19 protein-coding genes and 1 riboswitch are annotated in these 17,521 nt (G+C 69.1%); of the genes, 14 read left to right on the top strand and 5 right to left on the bottom strand.

What is annotated here, in order from left to right:
* Window positions 1–20 precede the first annotated feature (20 nt).
* The 4 genes from ACFQZV_RS01555 to ACFQZV_RS01540 all read left to right on the top strand — a co-directional run bounded on the left by ACFQZV_RS01555 (window position 21) and on the right by ACFQZV_RS01540 (window position 3,392).
* Window positions 21–578: a YybH family protein gene (locus tag ACFQZV_RS01555; RefSeq protein ID WP_378751597.1), complete on the top strand. Its 558-nt coding sequence runs from the start codon at window positions 21–23 to the stop codon at window positions 576–578.
* A gap of 106 nt (window positions 579–684) precedes the next feature.
* Window positions 685–1,140, top strand: coding sequence for a nuclear transport factor 2 family protein (locus ACFQZV_RS01550; RefSeq protein WP_378751595.1), 456 nt, complete (start codon window positions 685–687; stop codon window positions 1,138–1,140).
* Entirely contained in the window at window positions 1,137–2,348 is a 1,212-nt protein-coding gene (locus ACFQZV_RS01545) for a M20 metallopeptidase family protein (RefSeq protein WP_378751593.1), read from the top strand. Before ACFQZV_RS01550 ends, ACFQZV_RS01545 begins: the two co-directional genes overlap by 4 nt.
* Before the next feature lie 627 nt (window positions 2,349–2,975).
* Window positions 2,976–3,392 carry a hypothetical protein gene (locus ACFQZV_RS01540; RefSeq protein ID WP_378751592.1) on the top strand — a complete coding sequence of 139 codons (417 nt, stop codon included), beginning with the start codon at window positions 2,976–2,978 and terminating at the stop codon, window positions 3,390–3,392.
* On the opposite strand, the gene ACFQZV_RS01535 is transcribed toward ACFQZV_RS01540, so the two are convergent.
* Together ACFQZV_RS01535 and ACFQZV_RS01530 are read right to left on the bottom strand one after the other, a co-directional pair.
* Window positions 3,385–4,200, bottom strand: a complete 816-nt coding sequence (locus tag ACFQZV_RS01535) for an ABC transporter permease (protein ID WP_378751590.1) — start codon at window positions 4,198–4,200, stop codon at window positions 3,385–3,387. The two genes, ACFQZV_RS01540 and ACFQZV_RS01535, sit on opposite strands and share 8 nt — an antisense overlap.
* Entirely contained in the window at window positions 4,197–5,408 is a 1,212-nt protein-coding gene (locus tag ACFQZV_RS01530) for an ABC transporter ATP-binding protein (protein ID WP_378751588.1), read from the bottom strand. Before ACFQZV_RS01530 ends, ACFQZV_RS01535 begins: the two co-directional genes overlap by 4 nt.
* A 100-nt stretch (window positions 5,409–5,508) precedes the next feature.
* Between ACFQZV_RS01530 and ACFQZV_RS01525 the strand changes: the two genes are divergently transcribed.
* The 4 genes from ACFQZV_RS01525 to ACFQZV_RS01510 are packed head-to-tail and all read left to right on the top strand — an operon-like array spanning window position 5,509 to window position 8,876.
* Window positions 5,509–6,594: an enoyl-CoA hydratase/isomerase family protein gene (locus tag ACFQZV_RS01525; protein ID WP_378751586.1), complete on the top strand. Its 1,086-nt coding sequence runs from the start codon at window positions 5,509–5,511 to the stop codon at window positions 6,592–6,594.
* Window positions 6,591–7,427 carry an LssY C-terminal domain-containing protein gene (locus tag ACFQZV_RS01520; RefSeq protein WP_378751584.1) on the top strand — a complete coding sequence of 279 codons (837 nt, stop codon included), beginning with the start codon at window positions 6,591–6,593 and terminating at the stop codon, window positions 7,425–7,427. Before ACFQZV_RS01525 ends, ACFQZV_RS01520 begins: the two co-directional genes overlap by 4 nt.
* Window positions 7,424–7,936 carry a hypothetical protein gene (locus ACFQZV_RS01515; RefSeq protein ID WP_378751582.1) on the top strand — a complete coding sequence of 171 codons (513 nt, stop codon included), beginning with the start codon at window positions 7,424–7,426 and terminating at the stop codon, window positions 7,934–7,936. Before ACFQZV_RS01520 ends, ACFQZV_RS01515 begins: the two co-directional genes overlap by 4 nt.
* A 1-nt stretch (window position 7,937) precedes the next feature.
* Window positions 7,938–8,876: a DnaJ domain-containing protein gene (locus tag ACFQZV_RS01510; RefSeq protein ID WP_378751580.1), complete on the top strand. Its 939-nt coding sequence runs from the start codon at window positions 7,938–7,940 to the stop codon at window positions 8,874–8,876.
* A 16-nt stretch (window positions 8,877–8,892) separates the two neighbouring features.
* Here ACFQZV_RS01510 and ACFQZV_RS01505 read toward each other — a convergent pair whose 3' ends face one another.
* Entirely contained in the window at window positions 8,893–10,413 is a 1,521-nt protein-coding gene (locus tag ACFQZV_RS01505) for a D-alanyl-D-alanine carboxypeptidase family protein (protein WP_378751578.1), read from the bottom strand.
* 35 nt (window positions 10,414–10,448) lie between these two features.
* A riboswitch (TPP riboswitch) is annotated at window positions 10,449–10,559 on the top strand.
* Between ACFQZV_RS01505 and ACFQZV_RS01500 the strand changes: the two genes are divergently transcribed.
* The 6 genes from ACFQZV_RS01500 (at window position 10,552) to ACFQZV_RS01475 (ending at window position 15,930) form a co-directional block, all read left to right on the top strand.
* The gene (locus ACFQZV_RS01500; protein WP_378751576.1) at window positions 10,552–11,172 is read left to right on the top strand and encodes an ECF transporter S component; all 621 of its coding nucleotides are present in this window, start codon (window positions 10,552–10,554) and stop codon (window positions 11,170–11,172) included. Its footprint overlaps the riboswitch before it by 8 nt.
* 3 nt (window positions 11,173–11,175) lie before the next feature.
* Complete coding sequence (locus ACFQZV_RS01495) at window positions 11,176–12,636, top strand: ABC transporter ATP-binding protein (protein ID WP_378751574.1); 1,461 nt, start codon at window positions 11,176–11,178, stop codon at window positions 12,634–12,636.
* Window positions 12,633–13,421 (top strand): energy-coupling factor transporter transmembrane component T family protein, encoded by a 789-nt coding sequence (locus ACFQZV_RS01490; protein WP_378751572.1) that lies wholly within the window; start codon window positions 12,633–12,635, stop codon window positions 13,419–13,421. The genes ACFQZV_RS01495 and ACFQZV_RS01490 overlap by 4 nt, the downstream gene beginning before the upstream one ends.
* Before the next feature lie 123 nt (window positions 13,422–13,544).
* Window positions 13,545–14,306, top strand: coding sequence for an SDR family NAD(P)-dependent oxidoreductase (locus ACFQZV_RS01485; protein ID WP_378751570.1), 762 nt, complete (start codon window positions 13,545–13,547; stop codon window positions 14,304–14,306).
* The gene (locus ACFQZV_RS01480; protein ID WP_378751568.1) at window positions 14,303–15,088 is read left to right on the top strand and encodes an enoyl-CoA hydratase/isomerase family protein; all 786 of its coding nucleotides are present in this window, start codon (window positions 14,303–14,305) and stop codon (window positions 15,086–15,088) included. Before ACFQZV_RS01485 ends, ACFQZV_RS01480 begins: the two co-directional genes overlap by 4 nt.
* Entirely contained in the window at window positions 15,085–15,930 is an 846-nt protein-coding gene (locus ACFQZV_RS01475; protein WP_378751566.1) for an SDR family oxidoreductase, read from the top strand. The genes ACFQZV_RS01480 and ACFQZV_RS01475 overlap by 4 nt, the downstream gene beginning before the upstream one ends.
* A 22-nt stretch (window positions 15,931–15,952) precedes the next feature.
* Here ACFQZV_RS01475 and ACFQZV_RS01470 read toward each other — a convergent pair whose 3' ends face one another.
* Together ACFQZV_RS01470 and ACFQZV_RS01465 are read right to left on the bottom strand one after the other, a co-directional pair.
* Entirely contained in the window at window positions 15,953–16,594 is a 642-nt protein-coding gene (locus tag ACFQZV_RS01470; protein WP_378751564.1) for a LysE family translocator, read from the bottom strand.
* 25 nt (window positions 16,595–16,619) lie between these two features.
* A complete protein-coding gene (locus ACFQZV_RS01465) occupies window positions 16,620–17,474 on the bottom strand; it encodes a Cof-type HAD-IIB family hydrolase (protein ID WP_378751562.1) in 855 nt (284 codons plus the stop codon).
* Window positions 17,475–17,521 lie beyond the last annotated feature (47 nt).

Below are 17,521 nucleotides of genomic sequence, written 5' to 3'. Positions count from 1 at the left end.
CTCACCGAAAGGAACGAGCAATGCCCACTCTCGAAGAAGACCGCGAAGCGATCCTGAAGCTGCACAAGGACTGGTGGGAGGCGAATCACCAGCTGGTCATCCCGCTGATGCAGTCTGTGTATCCCTCGGGCGACTCCTACCTGATGTTCAATGCCAACGGCCACCCCTACTTCGGCATCGAGGAGAAGACGAACCTGTGGGAGTGGTACCAGGGGCAGATCGAGATCGTCGCGTACCCCGACATCCAGATCATGCGTCTCACCATCTCCGGCGACATGGCGTGGCTCGCGTGCGAGGGCGTCTTCCCGATGCAGGCCATCGGTGAGGCCGGAACCGGCTCGGACACCTGGCAGATGAAGGGCGAGGCGACGGAGAACCGGCTGCGCGCCACCGAGATCTACCAGCGGGACGACGGCGACGGGAACCCGGTGTGGAAGATGTGGCACTTCCACTGCTCGCCCCTGCCCGACCCCGACGAGCCCCGCCCCTCGGTCGGCGACACCGGGCGCGAGCGCGGCCTCGGCCATGGACCCGGCATCACACCGCTTCGGGTCACGAGCGAGGGCGTCCGGTCGTAGGCGACTCACTCGACGTCGGCGGCACCTGTCGGCGTCTGCGCGCACGGGGCGGGGTCGACCGCCCGCCCCGTGCGCTCCGCTGGCATCACTCAGGAAGGGGCATGCCATGACTCGTTGGGCCTGGGATCCCGCGCTCGCCGAGGTCCTCGCGCGACGCTTTCGCGGCTGGACCGACTGCAACTGCACGGCCGACATGGAATCCCTCGCCGGATTCCTCCACCCCGACTTCCTCTACGTGAGCGTGTTCGGCAAGCGCTACGACAAGGAGTCGTACATTGCGCTCGCCTCCAGCCTCACCGATGGCGCCTTCTACGAGATCCACCGGACGAGCGCCAGACGGAGGGGCGACGTCGCCGAACTCGACGGCGAGTACTTCACGCACTCGGTCACCGAAGATGGAGACGACCTCACCGCCCACACCCGTTTCACCGGGACGTGGGTGCAGGAGGGCGACGAGTGGGTCTGTCTCACCCATCACGGCACGCTGTACGAACCCGATCCCGACTACGCAGCCGCTGTCGCCGCGCGGATCGCTCTCCGGCGCGGCGGTAGGTCGCTGTGACCGGTCCTGCGGCGACCACCCCGGACGCGACGGCAGAGCCGGGGGACGGCTCCCTTCAGGAACTTCGCCGAGAGCTGCACGCGACCGCGGAGGTCGGACTCGACCTGCCCGTCACTCAGGCCATCGTTCTCCGTGAGCTCGGCGCGCTCGATCTCGACGACGTGCGCGCTGGCGCGGGCCTCACCTCCGTCACCGCGGTCCTTTGCGGCACGCGGCCGGGTCCGACAATCGTCCTGCGAGCCGATATGGACGCCCTCCCCCTGCACGAACAGAGTGGCGTGGCGTTCGCCTCCACGAACGGCGCGATGCACGCCTGCGGACACGACCTCCACATGGCCGGGACGATCGGCGCCGTCCGCCGATTGGTGCGGCGACGGGAGGATCTGGCCGGCACCGTGGTCTTCGCCTTCCAGCCCGGCGAGGAGGGTTACGGCGGCGGGAAGATCATGATCGACGAGGGCGTCCTGGATGCCGGGGGTGTCCGCGCGTCGGAGTGCTACAGCATCCACGTCTGGCCGACGGTCCCCGCGGGTCGCTTCCTCACCCGGACGGGCGCCATCATGGCGGGCCTGAACGAGCTGCGGGTCAGCATCGCCGGGGTCGGCGGACACGCATCGGCTCCCCACCTCCTGCGGGACACCGTCCCCGTCATGTCCGAGATCGTGATGGCGCTCCAAAGCTTCGTCTCCCGGCGCGTGGATGTTCACGATCCGGTCGTCCTGAGCGTCACGCGGATGAACGCGGAATCGGTCGCCATCAACGTGATCCCCGAGAGATCAACCTTCGCGGCATCGGTCCGAACGCTCTCGCCGCACTCCGTCGCGCTCCTGGCCGACGAGCTCCCCAAGCTCGTGCACGGCATCGCCGAGGCCCACGGCTGCGTCGCGGAGGTGTCGTTCTCCGAGGTTTATCCCGTCACCGTCAACACGCCGAGAGAAGTGGCCAGGGCGATCGACGTTCTCGGGCGCACGTTCGGGACGGATCGCGTGGCGGAGCTCGACCAATCTCTCATGGCGAGCGAGGACTTCGCGTTCTTCCTCCGCGAGGTGCCCGGGGCGTTCCTCCTTCTTGGTGCGCGGCCCGCGGAGGTCTCGGAAGAGGATGCCTTCTCGCCGCACTCGCCCCACGTGCTGTTCGACGACGGGGTCCTTGACGCCTATGCGGCGGCGCTGGAGGCTCTCGCGCTCGACGCGCTAAGACCGACGTAGCCATCGCGACCACGAGGAGTCTCTGCGCGACACCGCTCGTTCATCAAGACGTACCAACCGCGGATCAGCCACACCTGAACGCTTCGGGGTATTCCGATGACGCCACGCCAAGTGGCTCGCTCGTTTCCGCGCCGCGCAACGAGCTGCTTGTTGCAGGTGGAGGTACGGGCGACGGCGGCAGGTCGTCGGGGGTGCCGTGGGAGGTCTTCGCCCGAGGCGCCGTCGCAGAGCTCGTGTCTTGGCACGCACGTGGGCAGTGTCCGCACCGGTACGCACACCCTACGTGCAGTATCTCCGGCGCCACGTGTCGTCGTCGATGACGCGGCACTCGAGCGCCGCCCCGTCGGGCTCGACGAGTTGCCCGACGAGACGGAGCTCGTCGACACGGCGGAGCGTGGGGAGGTCAGTGGACGCGAACGTAGGGTGGTGCGCGTCGAGGTCGTCCGGCGGATGGGCAGTGTGAGTTTTCTTCGACGACGACCTCGACGCCTATGCGCGAACCAGCGCCCCACCCCGACAACACCGTCATCTGCGAAGAGCCCGTTGCGTGCCCCGGAGCTGTCGATCGTTGCTCCAACGTAAGCAAACCGGGCACCGCGACGCGCGCGACGCTGGCAGACTGGAGGCATGGTGACGCTGCTGCTGGACTCGACGCGGCTCGAAGTCGCGCTGTCCGGCACCGAGCGCGCACTTTCATTCCACCGGGGGAATGTCCTCATCGAGCGGTCACAGATCGCCAAGGTGCAGCTCACCGACGACGGGTGGACGTGGTTGCGTGGAGTCGCCAGCCCCGGAACCCACCTTCGCGGAGTCATCGCGATGGGAACCTGGAAGTCGTCGTCGGGTTCGGACTTCGTCATCGTCCGGCGCCGCCGACCCGGTGTCGTGATCGATCTCACGGGGCACGATCAGTTCGAGCGCATCATCCTCTCGACCCGTCATGGGCTTGCGCTCGTGCAGTCCCTGCGGCTCGAGGATGCCCCGGCGGAGGCTGCCGATGTCGTCACCATCGCCGCCGAGACGGGCGCGATTCCGCTCAGTTGATGTCGCGGCGCCAGCTCGTGATCGCGCCGAGCAGCACCAGCACCACGGCGTAGCCGACCAGAACGAGGCCTCCGCCCCACCACGGCAGCGCGTTCTCGTCGGTGAGCGCGTCGCCGAAGACGCTCGCCCCGACAAGCACGTCGCTCGCCGCGCCCGGCAGGTACTGCGTCACCGTTGAGAGCCCGTCGACGAAGGCGGCGGCGGTGCGTCCGATCGGTTCGAGAAACTGTGTGAAAACCAGCACGCCGACGATCGCGGCGACCTGGTTGCGAACGAGGGCTCCGACACCGGCCCCGATCGCCACCCAGAGGACGAAGGCGAGGAGCACGCGGCCGAGCATGGCCCATGTCTCTGGTTCGGTGAGCTCGGTGTCGAGGCCGAAGCCCGCGAGGAACCCCGCACCCGGGCCGACCGAAGCAACGATGCCGACGATGCCGTACAGCACTCCGACGACCACACCGACGGCGAGCTTCGCCCACAGCACCGTGTTGCGCCGCGGTGTGGCGAGGAATGTGGGTGACAGGGTCTTGTGGCGGAACTCCGCGGTCACCAGCAGCGTGCCGATAAGGAGGGGGAAGACGTATCCGACGGACGTCGCGGTGCTGTAGAGCGTCATCGCGAGACCGTCTTCGGTCATGCCCGGTGTTCCCGAACCGCCGAGCGAGCCCGTGGCGGCGCCGGCGAACACGAACCCCAGGACCGACGCGGTGAACGCGACGTAGAGGGCCAGGATGAGCGCCAACAGCCACCACATCGAGGTGGTGAACAACTTCGTGGACTCCGAACGGATCGCGGCGGCGAGGCTCATCGGTCGTCACCTCCTTCGGGGGCCGCGTCGCCGACCGCACCGGACTCATCCTCCGCAGACGACGGGGGCACGACGTCGATCACGCCGGTGCTCGCCACGGTGAACGCGGCGGTCGAGATCGCGGGCTGCGGATCGTTCGCGGCGTCGGTGGTCGGCTGCGGTTCGGCTTCGACGTCGGGCGCCGGCTCGGGTTCGGGCGCCGGCTCGGGTTCGGGCGTCGGCTCGGGCTCGGGCTCGGGTTCGGGTGCGGGTTCGGGTGCGGGTTCGGGTGCAGGTGCAGGTGAGACCGCACTACCCGTGGCGCTGGCGTGGACGCGGATGCCACTGACGAGTTCGAGGAAGACCTCTTCGAGCGCGGGGCCTCGCCGCTGCAGTGCGGACAAGGCGATGCCCGCGTCGGCGGCGATCCGTCCCACCGCCTCAGGACCGAGCGTTCGCAGGGTGAGCCCCGAACGCAGCACCTCGAACGATGCGTCTGCCGCGGTGAGTGCCGCGGTCAACGCCTCGCGATCGGGAGCATCGGCGACGGTGACGAACTCGGACGGGTCGGCGAGCTCGCCCAGCCCGCCCTGATAGACCAACCGGCCACGCGAGATCACCACGATGGAGTCGACCGTCTGTTGCACCTCGGTCAGCAGGTGCGACGAAATCAGCACCGTGCGCCCCTCCGCTGCGAGCTGCCGGAGGAATCCGCGCATCCACCTGATGCCTTCGGGGTCGAGACCATTCGACGGTTCGTCGAGGACGAGCACGCCCGGGTCGCCCAGCAGGGCGTACGCGAGTCCCAGCCGCTGACGCATGCCGAGGGAGAATCCGCCGACCTTGCGGCCCGCCGCATCCGCCAGTCCGACCAAGCCCAAGACTTCGTCCACGCGAGCGTCGCCGATCGCCGCTGCCCGCGCGTACACACGGAGATGGTTTGCAGCCGTGCGACCGGGGTGGAAGCTCGACGCCTCCAACACCGCACCCACGCTCTGGAGCGGATGCCGCAGATCTGCGTAGCTGCTCCCCCCGATCCGGGCGACGCCGTCCGTCGCACGGATGAGGCCCAGCAGGATCCGCAACGATGTGGTCTTGCCGGCACCGTTCGGTCCGAGGAAACCGGTGACGACGCCCGGCTCGACGCGCGCAGTGAGTCCGTCGACGGCCGTGACGGCGCCGAATCGCTTGGTCACCCCGTCGAATTCGAGCACCAGACCATCGGGCATGCGGCATCCCTTCGTCAGCGTGTGCCGGTTCCCATCATGGCCGAGGATCCTCGCTCGCGCGGGAACCCGTGGCACGGGCGCGCCCCGGTAGCCTGGCGACGTGACCGCAGCGACCGAACAACCTGCCACCGCATCCGTCGAGCCGACGGTGCTCGCGACCGCCCGCAACGGCGTCGGGCACCTCACCCTCAACCGCCCTCGGGCGCTCAACGCGCTCACCCTCGAGATGGCCCGCGCCATCTGGGCGGCGCTGGACGCGTGGGAAGACGACGTCGACGTCGAGATGGTGATCCTCGACGGTGCCGGAGACCGCGGGCTGTGCGCCGGCGGCGACGTGCGCGGTCTCGCCGAGCAGGTCGGCGGAGGTCGTGCCGAGGATGCGGGAGAGTTCTTCCGCGTGGAGTACGCGCTCGACGCACGGATCTCGGAGTATCCGAAGCCGGTCATCGCGTTCGCAGACGGCATCACGATGGGGGGCGGCATCGGACTGGCCGGCCACGCACCGATCCGCATCGTCACCGAGCGGTCGCGGCTGGCGATGCCCGAAACCCGGATCGGTTTCACCCCCGACGTCGGAGGGACCCGGTTGCTGGCGCGGGCTCCCGGTCGTATCGGGGAGTATCTCGGGTTGACGGGGGCCTCGATGGATGCCGCCGACGCCGTCTACGCCGGGTTCGCCGATCACGTCGTGCCCAGCGAGCGACTCGAGAGCGTGCGGGAGGCGTTGGAGACCCGTGCCGATCCGTCGAGCCCCACCGAGATCGTGCTGCTCTTCGATGAGACGGCACCCGAGTCGCGCCTTCACACCGACCGCGAGTGGATCGACGAGGCGTTCTCTGCAGAGACGGTCGGCGAGATCGTCGAGCGTCTGCGGGCGCGCCCGGAGCCCGCCGCGGCGGCGACCGCCGACACCCTCGAAGAGCTCTCTCCGACCGGACTCGCCGTGACACTCTCCGCGATCCGTCGCGCGCGTGAGCTTCCGTCGCTGCGCGACACACTCTCGCAGGAGTACGGCCTGGTGATGTGGTTCGCCGAGACGCAGCCCGACCTGGTCGAGGGCATTCGCGCCCAGGTGATCGACAAGGATCGCTCGCCGCGCTGGCAGCCGGCGACCCTCGCCGAACTCGACCCGGCCATCGTCGACCAGGCATTCGCCCACCGCCCGAAGACCCCGCTCTGGACATGAGCCGCGCACCCCGCAGACGGAGCTTCTCGATCGGCGTCGCGGTCGACTGGTTCTTCTTCGTCTTCGCGGGACTCGCCTCGGTGTGGCTCGCGTACCTGAGCCTCACCGAGACCTTCCGCGTGGGGTGGTGGGGCATTTTGTTCGCGATCGCCTTCTGGGTGCTCCTGGCGTACCTGGTCCTCCCGCGCCTTCACCGCATCCTCACCACCGTCTATGTGCCCGACTACTTCATCGGGCGCACCCGGACCAGCGACGGGCTGCTGGGCGACCCCGTCAACATCGCGGTGCTCGGAACCGGCGACCAGATCGAACGCGCGATGCGTGCCGCGGGATGGACGAGAGCGGACCCCGTGACCTTCGCCTCGTCGTGGCGGATCATCACCTCGACGATCACCCGCCGCAGCTACCACAATGCGCCGGTGAGCCCGCTCTTCCTCTTCGGCAGACAGCAGGACTTCGCGTACCAGCAGGAGGTCGACGGAAACCCCGCCCAGCGCCACCACGTGCGTTTTTGGCACTGTCCCGACGGATGGCTACTGCCCGGAGGGCGACGGGTCGATTGGCTCGCCGCCGGCACCTTCGACACGAGCGTCGGCCTGTCGTTGTTCACCCTGCAGGTCACGCATCGCATCGACGCCGACACCGACATCGAACGAGACCACGTCGTAGCGACCCTCACCGCATCCGACACGGAGATCACGGTCGACGTGATCGAGGATTTCGCCACCGGGTACCACTCGCGTAACGGCGGCGGCGATTCCATCCGCACCGACGGCGACCTCCCGATCGTCGATGTGCGCCGGGTCGCGACCGCGAAGGAGGTGGCGCGATGAGTGGGACCCCGGCCAAGCGGCCCGCCTTCGAACCGGCTTCGCGCCTGCTCGCCCCCACCGGATACGAACCCGACATGCCGCGGCCGTCGGCGACCGTCGCCGGCGCACTGCTGGTCGGACTCCGGGTGCTCGCCGGCATCGTCATCATCGTCGTCGTCGCGCTGAACTGGTCCCACTTCGTCAGCGAGACCGCCGGTCAACTCGGTGACGCGGGCGCCGATGGCGACGCCGTGATCGTTCTGGCGGTGATCGTCGCGCTGGGTGCGGTGGTCGTCATCATCGATGCCGTGCTGGCTTTCGGCGTCCTGCGCGGCAACAACGTCGCGCGCATCATCCTCATGGTCGTCTCGACCGGATCGATCACCGGTGTCTTCATCGGCTGGTGGGCACAAGGGCAAGAAATCACGCTGCAGGGGACCTTCGTCTCGCTCAGCCTGGATATCCTGATCCTCCTTGCCCTCTCGAGCCGCAGCGCAGCGGCCTACGCTCGCAGGAACGAAAGGCGCTGACGTGTTCGACAGTCCGCTCTCGGCGTCGGCCTACGACGTGCTCGGCGTCGCTCCCGACATCGACGACGACGGCCTGCGCAAGGCGTACCGCCTGCGATTGCGTGAGACCCATCCCGACACCGGGGGAGACGCGGCGGTGTTCGTGCAGGTGCAACGGGCCTGGGGGCTCGTCGGCGAACCCGACGCGCGCGCAGCCTACGACCGCGGTCACGGTTTCGGCGCCGCATCGACCCCGTCCTTCGCCTCTGAAGCCGCCGGGTGGCGCCCGCCGCGCGCCGCCTCCGACACCCGCCCGCGGGCGCGCTCGCACGGTCAACCGGGTGGGCGTCATCGCGAACGGTACCTCGACCTCATGCGTGAGTGGGTGGGGCGCGGCGTGACGCTCGATGACCCCTACGACCCCGCTCTCGTGCGGTCGGCTCCGCGCGACGTGCGCCGACTCCTCGCCGACGCGCTCGCCGAGGAGTCCACGGCGCGCATCGTCGCCGATCTCGGCATGGGCTACACCGTGTGGCACGACGTCAGCGCGGTCGGCCGCGGCGACGGGCCCGACGCCAAGATCGACCACATCGTGCTCGGGCCCAGTGGGCTCTACGCGATCCGGTCGGAAGACGCCGGCGGCCCCGTCAGCGTGCGCCGCGGCGAGCTCTCCGGCGACGGGGTCGTCGATGAGCCGATCGGATCGCTCGTCGCCCGAACGCGTGTCATGGCGCGCGCCGCGCGGGTGAGGTTCAGCGGCGCGATCGTCGTCCTCCCCGACGACGACGTCCTTCACCCCATCGAGGAGATCGGCAAGGTACGGGGGATGCCGGTGGCCGTCGTCGCCCGCAGCGCCTTGGCGACGGTTCTGCGGCGCGGCATCACCGGGGCCCGCTCGATGGGCGGCAACGAGGTGTTCGACGTGCGCACGCGGTTGCAGCAGACGGTGCGCTTCGTCTGAGAGCGGCTCGCCGTCGTCAGTCGTTGAGGCCGAACAGTTCGAGCGGATGCGTCAGGCGCCACCAGGGCGAGGGCTCTTCGATATCGTCGGCCAACTGCAGGGCGACCGTCGACTCATCGAGCGGCCCCACGACCGAGAGCGATCCGACGTCCGCTCCGCGTTCGCGGGCATCGCCGAGCGCGAAGTCGGTCGAGACCGTGCCGCTCCCGCCGTTCCACAACACGACCGAGGCGTCGGCATCCGTCTCGATCGCGACGTCCTCACCCCACGCGGTCGTGACGTATCCGACCGTCGTGCCCTCGGCCACCGACGGCTGGGGCTGGAGCTCGGCCTCCGTCTGCGCATAGAGGGCGCGTGAGGCCGCGAGCCGCGCGTCGTTGTCGGGTTGACCGAGCACCGACGCGTACATCCGCACGGTCGTCTCTCCGATGACGATCTCCTTCGCGGACAACAGGTTCCATGTGTCGAGCGTGCCCGTCTTGATGCCGATGACACCGGGGTCGGCGAGAAGCCCGTTGGTGTTCTCCACGAATCCTGCTCCGGGAAGGTCGACGGACGGCTTGGCCACGATCTCGGCGATCACCGGATTGGCGAGCGCGATCTCGGCCAGCGCGATGAGCGCCGACGGCGACGCGATGTTCCCCTGGTCGAGGCCGGTGGGTTCCACGACGGTGACACCGTCGATGCCGTGAGCACTGAGCCAGCCGTTGGCGGCCGATGCGTACACGGCATCCGTCGGCCACAGCGTCGTCGCGAGACGATCGGCGTAGTTGTTGGCCGACCCGATGAGCATGCCTTCGAGCATTTGGTATTGGCTCAACGAGCCGCCGACGGGAACGTCCAGTGCGGACTCTCCGCGGGCGCGATACTGCCAGTACATCGTGCTGTCCCAGCTCGAGAACCGGTACTCGGGGCCCGCCTCGCCCGGCGCGAGGGGCATCTCATCGAGGACGGCCAACGCGGTGACGACTTTCGTGATGCTCGCGATCGATTGGGCATCGACACCCGAGGCGAGGTCACCGGGGATACCGCGCACTGCGATCGACGCGGCACCGGTCTCCGGCCACGGCGGGGCCGCGGCCGCCGCCGCGACGGTCTGGACGCCGATCGCCTCGATCTCGGGTGCCACTTCGTGCAACGGCCACAGCAGCGTCGTCGCCGCGTATGCCCCGGCGACGAGCCCGACTAGCGCCGTCGGAACGAGAACACTCGGGCGGAAGGGAGAACGCCGCGGCGGGCGCTCGAGGAGATCCGGGGCGACCTGGTCGGGGTCGACGATCGGCGCCGGCGTCCGCGCGACCACCTCGGGATCGACCCACAAGAATGCGGAACGGTGGTCGGTCTGTGGCTCGATCGGGTCGTCGGCCGCACGGTCGGCTTCCGCGACGGGTTCCACCGGTGCGTCGTGGGGCATGTCGTCGTCTGCGCGAGCGCCGGTGTCGTCGACGGTCAGTGTCGCACCGGACGGCGCGGATGCCTCTTCGCGGCGCTCACGTCGCGAGCGCCGAGTGAGCGCAGGAGGTTCGTCGGGGGACACCCGCCTACGGTACCGCGCCACAATGCGTATACTCGTCGCACAACCACGGGAGTCCGGTGAGCCGGGCTGAGAGGGAGCGAATCCACGCTCCGACCGTCGAACCTGATCCGGATCATGCCGGCGCAGGGAGGAGAACACATGCACGCGTCTGCGCCCACAACAACTGCAATCGGCCACCGCTTTCGGTGGCGCATCGTCGACATCGTCGTCGCCAGCGTCATCGGTGTGGCCTCGGGGCTGATCTTCCTGCTGTGGAACATCGGATACCTCGGCCCGAAGGCGCTCATCGAACCGCTGACGCCGGGGCTCCAGGGCCTCCTCGACGGACCCTGGCTGTTCGCCGGTGTTCTCGGTGCCCTCATCATCCGCAAGCCGGGCGCCGCGATCTATACCGAGACCCTCGCCGCGGTGGTCTCGGCGCTCGTCGGCAACACGTGGGGAGGGTTCCTCACGATCGAAGCGGGACTCGTCCAGGGTCTCGGCGCCGAACTGATCTTCCTGATCTTCTTCTACCGTCGGTGGTCGTTGCCCGTTGCCGTGCTCGCCGGCATCGGTGCGGCTCTGCTCGGAGGCATCAACAATCTGATCCTCTGGTTCGCTGGAGCCGATACGACCTTCATCGTGGTCTACCTGATCTCGACGATGGTCTCGGGCGCGGTGATCGCGGGTGCGCTCTCGTGGTTGCTCGCCCGCGGGCTCGCCGCCACCGGTGCGCTGGACCGGTTCGCCTCGGGCCGCGAGGCGCGAAAGCGGGTGTAGCGGATGGCGGATGACCGCCCCCTCGCCGTGCGTGCGCGCGGCTGGGGGTGGCGGCACGCCTCCCGCCTGGCGTGGGCGGTGCGTGATGTCTCGTTCGACATCGCGCCCGGTGAGCGGGTGCTGTTGCTCGGGGCGTCGGGCTCGGGAAAGTCCACCCTTCTCCACGGTCTCGCCGGGGTGCTCGGCGGCGACGACGACGGCGAATCCGAGGGTGAACTGCTCATCGAAGGCGTTCCGTCGACCGCGGCGCGGGGCCGGGCGGGCCTGGTGCTGCAGGACCCCGATTCGCAGGTCATCCTCGCCCGCGTCGGCGATGACGTCGCGTTCGGGTGCGAGAACCTCGGCGTACCGCGAGCGGAGATCTGGTCGCGGGTGGATGCCGCGCTCGACGCCGTCGGCCTCGATGTGCCACGCGAGCGTCCCACCAAGGCGCTCTCGGGTGGGCAGAAGCAACGACTCGCGCTCGCCGGTGCGCTCGCGATGCGCCCGGGACTGGTGCTGCTCGACGAGCCGACGGCGAATCTCGATCCCGACGGCGTCGCCGAGGTGCGCTCCGCGGTCGCATCGATGCTCGAAGCCCACGACGCCACGCTCGTCGTCGTCGAGCACCGTGTGGACGTGTGGCTTCCGCTGGTGACCCGCGTCATCGTGCTCGGCGCGGGCGGGGTCATCGCCGACGGGCACCCGGACGCGGTGCTGCGCGACCGTGGCGAAGAACTCGCCGCCGACGGCGTGTGGGTCCCCGGCATCCCGCCGCGTCATCCGGCACCGCCGATGTCGCGAGAGGGTGCGCCGCTCCTCCAGGCGCGCGACCTCGCCGTCGAACGGGTGCGGAACCACCCGGTCGCGCACGCGATCGACGTGACCGTGCGCGCGGGGTCCGCGCTCGCCGTGACCGGCCCCAACGGGGCGGGCAAATCCACCCTGGGACTGACCCTCGCGGGACTCATCGCCCCGGCATCCGGCGACCTCACCGCGTCCGAGCGACTCGCCGACGGAGCGGGATCCCAACCGATCCGCTGGTCGTCGCGGCAGCTGCTCACCCGGGTCGGCACGGTGTTCCAAGACCCCGAACACCAGTTGCTCTCGCGCACGGTCGCCGACGAACTCGCGGTCGGACCGCGGGCGCTCGGTCTCGGCGAGGCCGAGATCCGGCACCGCATCGACGAGCTGCTCGAGCGGTTGCGGCTCTCGGCGCTCGCCGAAGCCAACCCGTACACGCTTTCGGGGGGCGAGAAGCGGCGACTCACCGTCGCCGCAGCCCTCGCCACCGCACCCCGCGTGCTCGTCCTCGACGAACCGACATTCGGGCAGGATGCGCGCACCTGGGCAGAGCTCGTCGCCCTGCTCGCCCGCCTGCGTGATGAGGGGTCGGCGATCATCACGATCACCCACGACCGTGAGGTCGTCCGTGCACTGTACGCGGACGAATATCGGATGCCGCGGCCCGAGGCGATGTCATGACGCTGCTCGATGCGCGGGCGCGCACCGGAACCGTCGCCCGCATCAACCCCGTCGCGAAGCTCGGCGCGAGCGCGCTCATTGCGATCCCGCTCGTCCTCACCCTCGATTGGGTCTCGGCCGCGGTCGCCCTCCTGCTCGAGTGCTTGCTTCTGCCGTTCGCCGGGCTGCGCTGGCGTGAGTTCTGGGTGCGGACGTGGCCGGTGTGGGTGGCGGCGCCGATGACCGCCGTGACGATCGCCCTTTACGGACAGACCAGTGGCACGGTCTATGTCGACTGGTTCGTCGTGCGCATCAGTGAGGGGTCGCTCGAGCTCGCCGCGGCGACCTTGCTGCGGGTTCTCGCGATCGCTCTGCCGTCGGTCGTGTTGTTCGTGACCGTCGACCCGACCGACCTCGCCGACGGACTCGCGCAGATCTGGCGCCTGCCCGCGCGGTTCGTGCTCGGAGCCCTCGCGGGTCTGCGGATGGTCGGGCTCTTCCTCGACGACTGGCGCGCACTCGAGCTCGCCCGTCGTGCGCGAGGAGTCGCCGACCGTGGCCGTGTGAGGCGGTTCCTGGGCATGGCCTTCGCGCTGCTCGTGCTGTCGATCCGTCGTGGCGCGAAGCTCGCCACCGCGATGGAGGCCCGCGGCTTCGGCGCACCCGGGCGTCGAACCTGGGCGCGCGAGTCGCGCTTCGGCGGGCGCGAGTGGGCGCTCATGGCGATCGGGCTGACGATCGCGCTCGTCGCGGTCGCGGCATCCATCGTTGCGGGCACCTGGAACTTCATCCTCGGGCCTTCCTGAGCTCGTCCGCAGCCCGGTCGTCGCGGCCTCTCGGCTCGGGTGGGCAGTGAGACTGCGTCCCGCGTATGCTGGCATTCGATGTCGCGGTGCCGCAGCGGCTCCGCACGGTTCGAAGGAGAATCCATGGACCTCACGGGTGCCTCTGCCCTCGTCACCGGTGGTGCGAGCGGCCTCGGCCTGGCCACCGCGCGACGGCTGACCGCCGCCGGCGCAACCGTCACCATCGTCGATCTCGCCAGCTCGGCCGGTGCCGAGATCGCCGCAGAACTGGAGGGACGCTTCGCCCCGGCCGATGTGACCGACCCAGAGGCGGTGGCTGCCGCCGTCGATACCGCGTCCGAGACCGGTCCTTTGCGCGTCGTGGTGAACTGCGCCGGCATCGCCCCGCCCGCCAAGGTGCTCGATCGCGACGGCGAACCGAGCCCGCTCGCCGACTTCGAGCGGATCGTGCGGGTCAACCTCATCGGCACCTACAACGTCACCGCGCAGGCATCCAAAGCCATCGCCCGCACCGACGACGTCGACGGCGCCGGTCGCGGCGTCATCGTCAACACCGCATCCGTCGCCGCGTTCGACGGGCAGATCGGTCAGCCGGCGTACTCGGCGAGCAAGGGCGGCGTGCACGCCATGACCCTGCCGCTCGCGCGCGAACTGGCCCGCTATGGCATCCGCGTCCTCACGATCGCCCCGGGCATCATGGAGACGCCGATGCTCATGGGGCTGTCGCAGGCCGCGCAGGACTCCCTCGGTCAACAAGTGCCCTACCCCTCGCGGTTGGGGCGACCCGACGAATACGCTCGACTCGTGATGTCGATCGTCGACAACGATTACCTCAACGGCGAGACCATCCGTCTCGACGGCGCGATCAGAATGGCACCCAAGTGAGCGACTCCATCCTTCTCTCGATCGATGCGGGCCTGGCCCGCGTGACCTTCAACCGTCCGACGTTCCTCAACGCGATGGACTTCGAGATGGGCACCCGCTGGCGTGACATCGCCCACCAGGTGACCGCCGACGATTCCGTCGGTGCGATCATCCTCGATGCCGCAGGCCCTGCCTTCTGCGCGGGTGGCGACGTCGTCGCCATGGCGACATCCGGGGCGACCGGAGCGGAACTATCGGCGATGGCCGACATCATCCACGACGGTATTCGCACCTTCGTCGAGTCGGACAAGCCGATCGTCACCGCCGCCCACGGTGCCGTCGCCGGGGGCGGCATCGGACTCATGCTGACCGGCGACTACGTCGTGGCCGCGGAGGGTACGAAGTTCGTGAGCAAGTACGCCAACATCGGCCTCTCACCCGACCTCGGGGTGTCCACGCTCCTCCCGGCGGCGATCGGCCGGCGTCGCGCGCTCGAGCTGCTGCTGCAGGACCGAACCCTCGACGCCGAAACCGCGCGTGAGTGGGGACTCGTCGCCGAGGTCGTCGCCGATCCGTCCGCCCGCGCCCAAGAGATCGCGCGATCCTGGCTCGACGGTGCGACGGCTGCCTACGGCCAGGCCAAGCGCCTCATCCATGCCGGCGCGCGGCGCACTCTGTCCGAGAACCTCGACGACGAGGCGGCGACGATCGGCGCGCGGTTCGAGACCGACGAGGCGAAGGCGCGCGTCGCCGCGTTCGCCGCCGCATCCCGCAAGCAGGCTGTGAGCAAGGAGCAGGCATGACCGCAGAGAAGACCGGCACGCTCGCCGGAAAGACCATCCTCATGTCGGGCGGCAGTCGGGGCATCGGGCTCGCGATCGCCCTGCGTGCAGCCCGTGACGGCGCGAACGTCGCGCTGATGGCCAAGACCGACACCCCGCATCCCAAGCTCGAAGGGACCGTGCACACCGCTGCCGAGCAGATCCAGGCGGCCGGTGGGAATGCCTTGCCGATAGTGGGTGATGTCCGCAACGACGACGACATCACCGAAGCGGTCATGAAGACGCAGGGTGAGTTCGGCGGCATCGACATCGTCGTGAATAATGCGTCGGTCATCGACCTTTCACCCTCGCTCGACCTCGCGGCGAAGAAGTACGACCTCATGCAGGACGTGAACGTCCGCGGCACGTTCATGCTGTCGCGGGCGGCCGCGCCCATGCTGAAGGATGTCGAGAATCCACACATCCTGTCGCTGTCTCCGCCGCTGAACCTCGACCCCAAGTGGCTCGGCGCCCACACGGCGTACACGATGGCGAAGTACGGGATGTCCATGGCGACCCTGGGCATGGCCGTCGAGTTCGCGAAGCACGGGATCGCCGCGAACACGCTATGGCCGGCGACGACGATCGCCACCGCGGCGGTGCAGTTCGCCCTCGGAGGCGACGCCATGATGAAGGTCAGTCGCACGCCCGAGATCTACGCCGACGCGGCGTACGAGGTCTTCCTCAAGCCCTCGCGTGAGTACACGGGGCGGTCGCTCATCGTCGAGGACGTGCTGACTGACGCCGGAGTGACCGACTTCTCGTCGTATGCCGCCGTGCCAGGGACGCCTGACGACAAGCTGTTCCCCGACATCTTCCTCTGATCGTTCGGCACCGGCGCCGCACTCAGTGGTCGGCGCCGGTGACCAGGAGGAGCCCGCCGAGGCCGATCATCATGCCGCCGCCGGTCGCCGTGAGGCGCTCGATGCGACGCGGTGAGCGCGCGAACCAGGCGCGGGCGGCGGATGCGGCGAGCACCCAGATCGAGTCGCAGGCGACGCCGATCACGGCGAAGACCGCGCCGAGCACGAGCATCTGCAGCGGCACCGACCCCGCGTCGAGATCGACGAACTGGGGCAGCACCGCAACGAAGAACGCGATCGTCTTGGGGTTGGTGATCCCCACGACGAAGCCTTGGGTCAGTTGCCGACCGCGCGATGCCGGCAGCGTGGCGGGGTCGATGGCTTCGGCCGCCGCGTTCTTGCGGTGGCGGATCGCCTGCACGCCGAGGTAGACGAGGTAGAGCGCGCCGATGATCTTCAGTGCGACGAACAGCGGCACCGAGCGGGCGATGATGCCGCCGACACCCAGGGCGACGAGGGCGACGATCGGCAGGAGCGACAGTGCGACGCCGGCGACGCTGATCAGGCCACCGGTGCGTCCGAGAACGAGGGTGCGGCCCACCGAGAACAGCACTGCGGGCCCCGGGATCACGATCAGGACGAACGCGGCGATGACGAACGCCAGCAGGTTCTCGGGAGGGATCACGGGCAGACTCTAGCGGTCCGCAGGCTCACCCGACCGGGTCGAGGAGACCGAGGTCGCGGAACGCGTTCCACACGCCGTCATCACCGACGTCGGTCGTGACGCGATCGGCGAGGTCCTTCAGTTCGGCATGGGCGTTGCCCATCGCCACGGCTGTGCCGCATACCTGGAACATCTCGACGTCGTTCCAGCTGTCGCCGATGCCGATGGCGTCGGTCGGATCGAGCCCGAGATGGTCGAGCACCCGGGTGATCGCCGACCCCTTGTCCGTGCCGCGCACGCAGATCTCTCCGTTGGACCCACCGGGCATGGGGATGCTGCCGGGCACCACGTGAAAGCTCTCGCCGAGCTCGCGTGTGACCACCTCGAGGTCGTCGGTGGCCAGGCCCACGAACACCGCTTTGCCGATCCGGTCGGCCGGCGCATCGGCCACATCCGGGTAGTTGCGGTGCGCGGGCCCGGCGAGGGCGTCTTCGGGGCCCGACTCTTCGCGGGCCGCGGACGCGCGCGCATACTGTCGGATGAGATCGCGCATCCCCTCAGTGGCGTAGACAGCGTCATCGGTCTGCAGGAAGTACTCGATCCCTCGTTCGCGGAAGACGCCGACAATGCGTTCGACGGATGCCGGCGGCATCGGCCGTGACACGATCGTGGAGCGGCCCATCTCTGCGGTGACGCCGCCGTTGGTGATGGCTCCATCGACGTCGATAGCGGCGACATCGGGGTGAAGGTCTCCGCGAGAGCGTCCCGTGCAGAGGAAGACGAGATGGCCGTTGCGCCGAGCTGTGTCGATCGCGGTGACGCTCGACTGCTCGACGTGCGCGCCGTGTTCGAGGATGGTGCCGTCGACGTCTATGAACACGATGCGCTGTGTGGATGTCACGCGTTCCATTCTGGCCGAGCAGGCGGTCCGCGGCGCACAGGCGATGT

The sequence above is a fragment of the Microbacterium koreense genome (genome assembly GCF_042677105.1).
Lineage (GTDB): Bacteria > Actinomycetota > Actinomycetes > Actinomycetales > Microbacteriaceae > Microbacterium > Microbacterium koreense.
The sequence above is the reverse complement of the archived record's forward strand: the minus strand, read 5'-3'. Positions and strand labels throughout refer to the sequence as shown.

Excerpts from the sequence above, each read along its gene's own strand:
- ACFQZV_RS01485 (WP_378751570.1), top strand. The coding sequence starts at position 13,545 with ATGGACCTCACGGGTGCCTCTGCCCTCGTCACCGGTGGTGCGAGCGGC.
- ACFQZV_RS01515 (WP_378751582.1), top strand. The coding sequence starts at position 7,424 with ATGAGTGGGACCCCGGCCAAGCGGCCCGCCTTCGAACCGGCTTCGCGC.
- ACFQZV_RS01550 (WP_378751595.1), top strand. The coding sequence starts at position 685 with ATGACTCGTTGGGCCTGGGATCCCGCGCTCGCCGAGGTCCTCGCGCGA.
- ACFQZV_RS01555 (WP_378751597.1), top strand. The coding sequence starts at position 21 with ATGCCCACTCTCGAAGAAGACCGCGAAGCGATCCTGAAGCTGCACAAG.
- ACFQZV_RS01535 (WP_378751590.1), bottom strand. The coding sequence starts at position 4,200 with ATGAGCCTCGCCGCCGCGATCCGTTCGGAGTCCACGAAGTTGTTCACC.
- ACFQZV_RS01520 (WP_378751584.1), top strand. The coding sequence starts at position 6,591 with ATGAGCCGCGCACCCCGCAGACGGAGCTTCTCGATCGGCGTCGCGGTC.
- ACFQZV_RS01500 (WP_378751576.1), top strand. The coding sequence starts at position 10,552 with ATGCACGCGTCTGCGCCCACAACAACTGCAATCGGCCACCGCTTTCGG.
- ACFQZV_RS01540 (WP_378751592.1), top strand. The coding sequence starts at position 2,976 with ATGGTGACGCTGCTGCTGGACTCGACGCGGCTCGAAGTCGCGCTGTCC.
- ACFQZV_RS01530 (WP_378751588.1), bottom strand. The coding sequence starts at position 5,408 with ATGCCCGATGGTCTGGTGCTCGAATTCGACGGGGTGACCAAGCGATTC.
- ACFQZV_RS01490 (WP_378751572.1), top strand. The coding sequence starts at position 12,633 with ATGACGCTGCTCGATGCGCGGGCGCGCACCGGAACCGTCGCCCGCATC.
- ACFQZV_RS01475 (WP_378751566.1), top strand. The coding sequence starts at position 15,085 with ATGACCGCAGAGAAGACCGGCACGCTCGCCGGAAAGACCATCCTCATG.
- ACFQZV_RS01495 (WP_378751574.1), top strand. The coding sequence starts at position 11,176 with ATGGCGGATGACCGCCCCCTCGCCGTGCGTGCGCGCGGCTGGGGGTGG.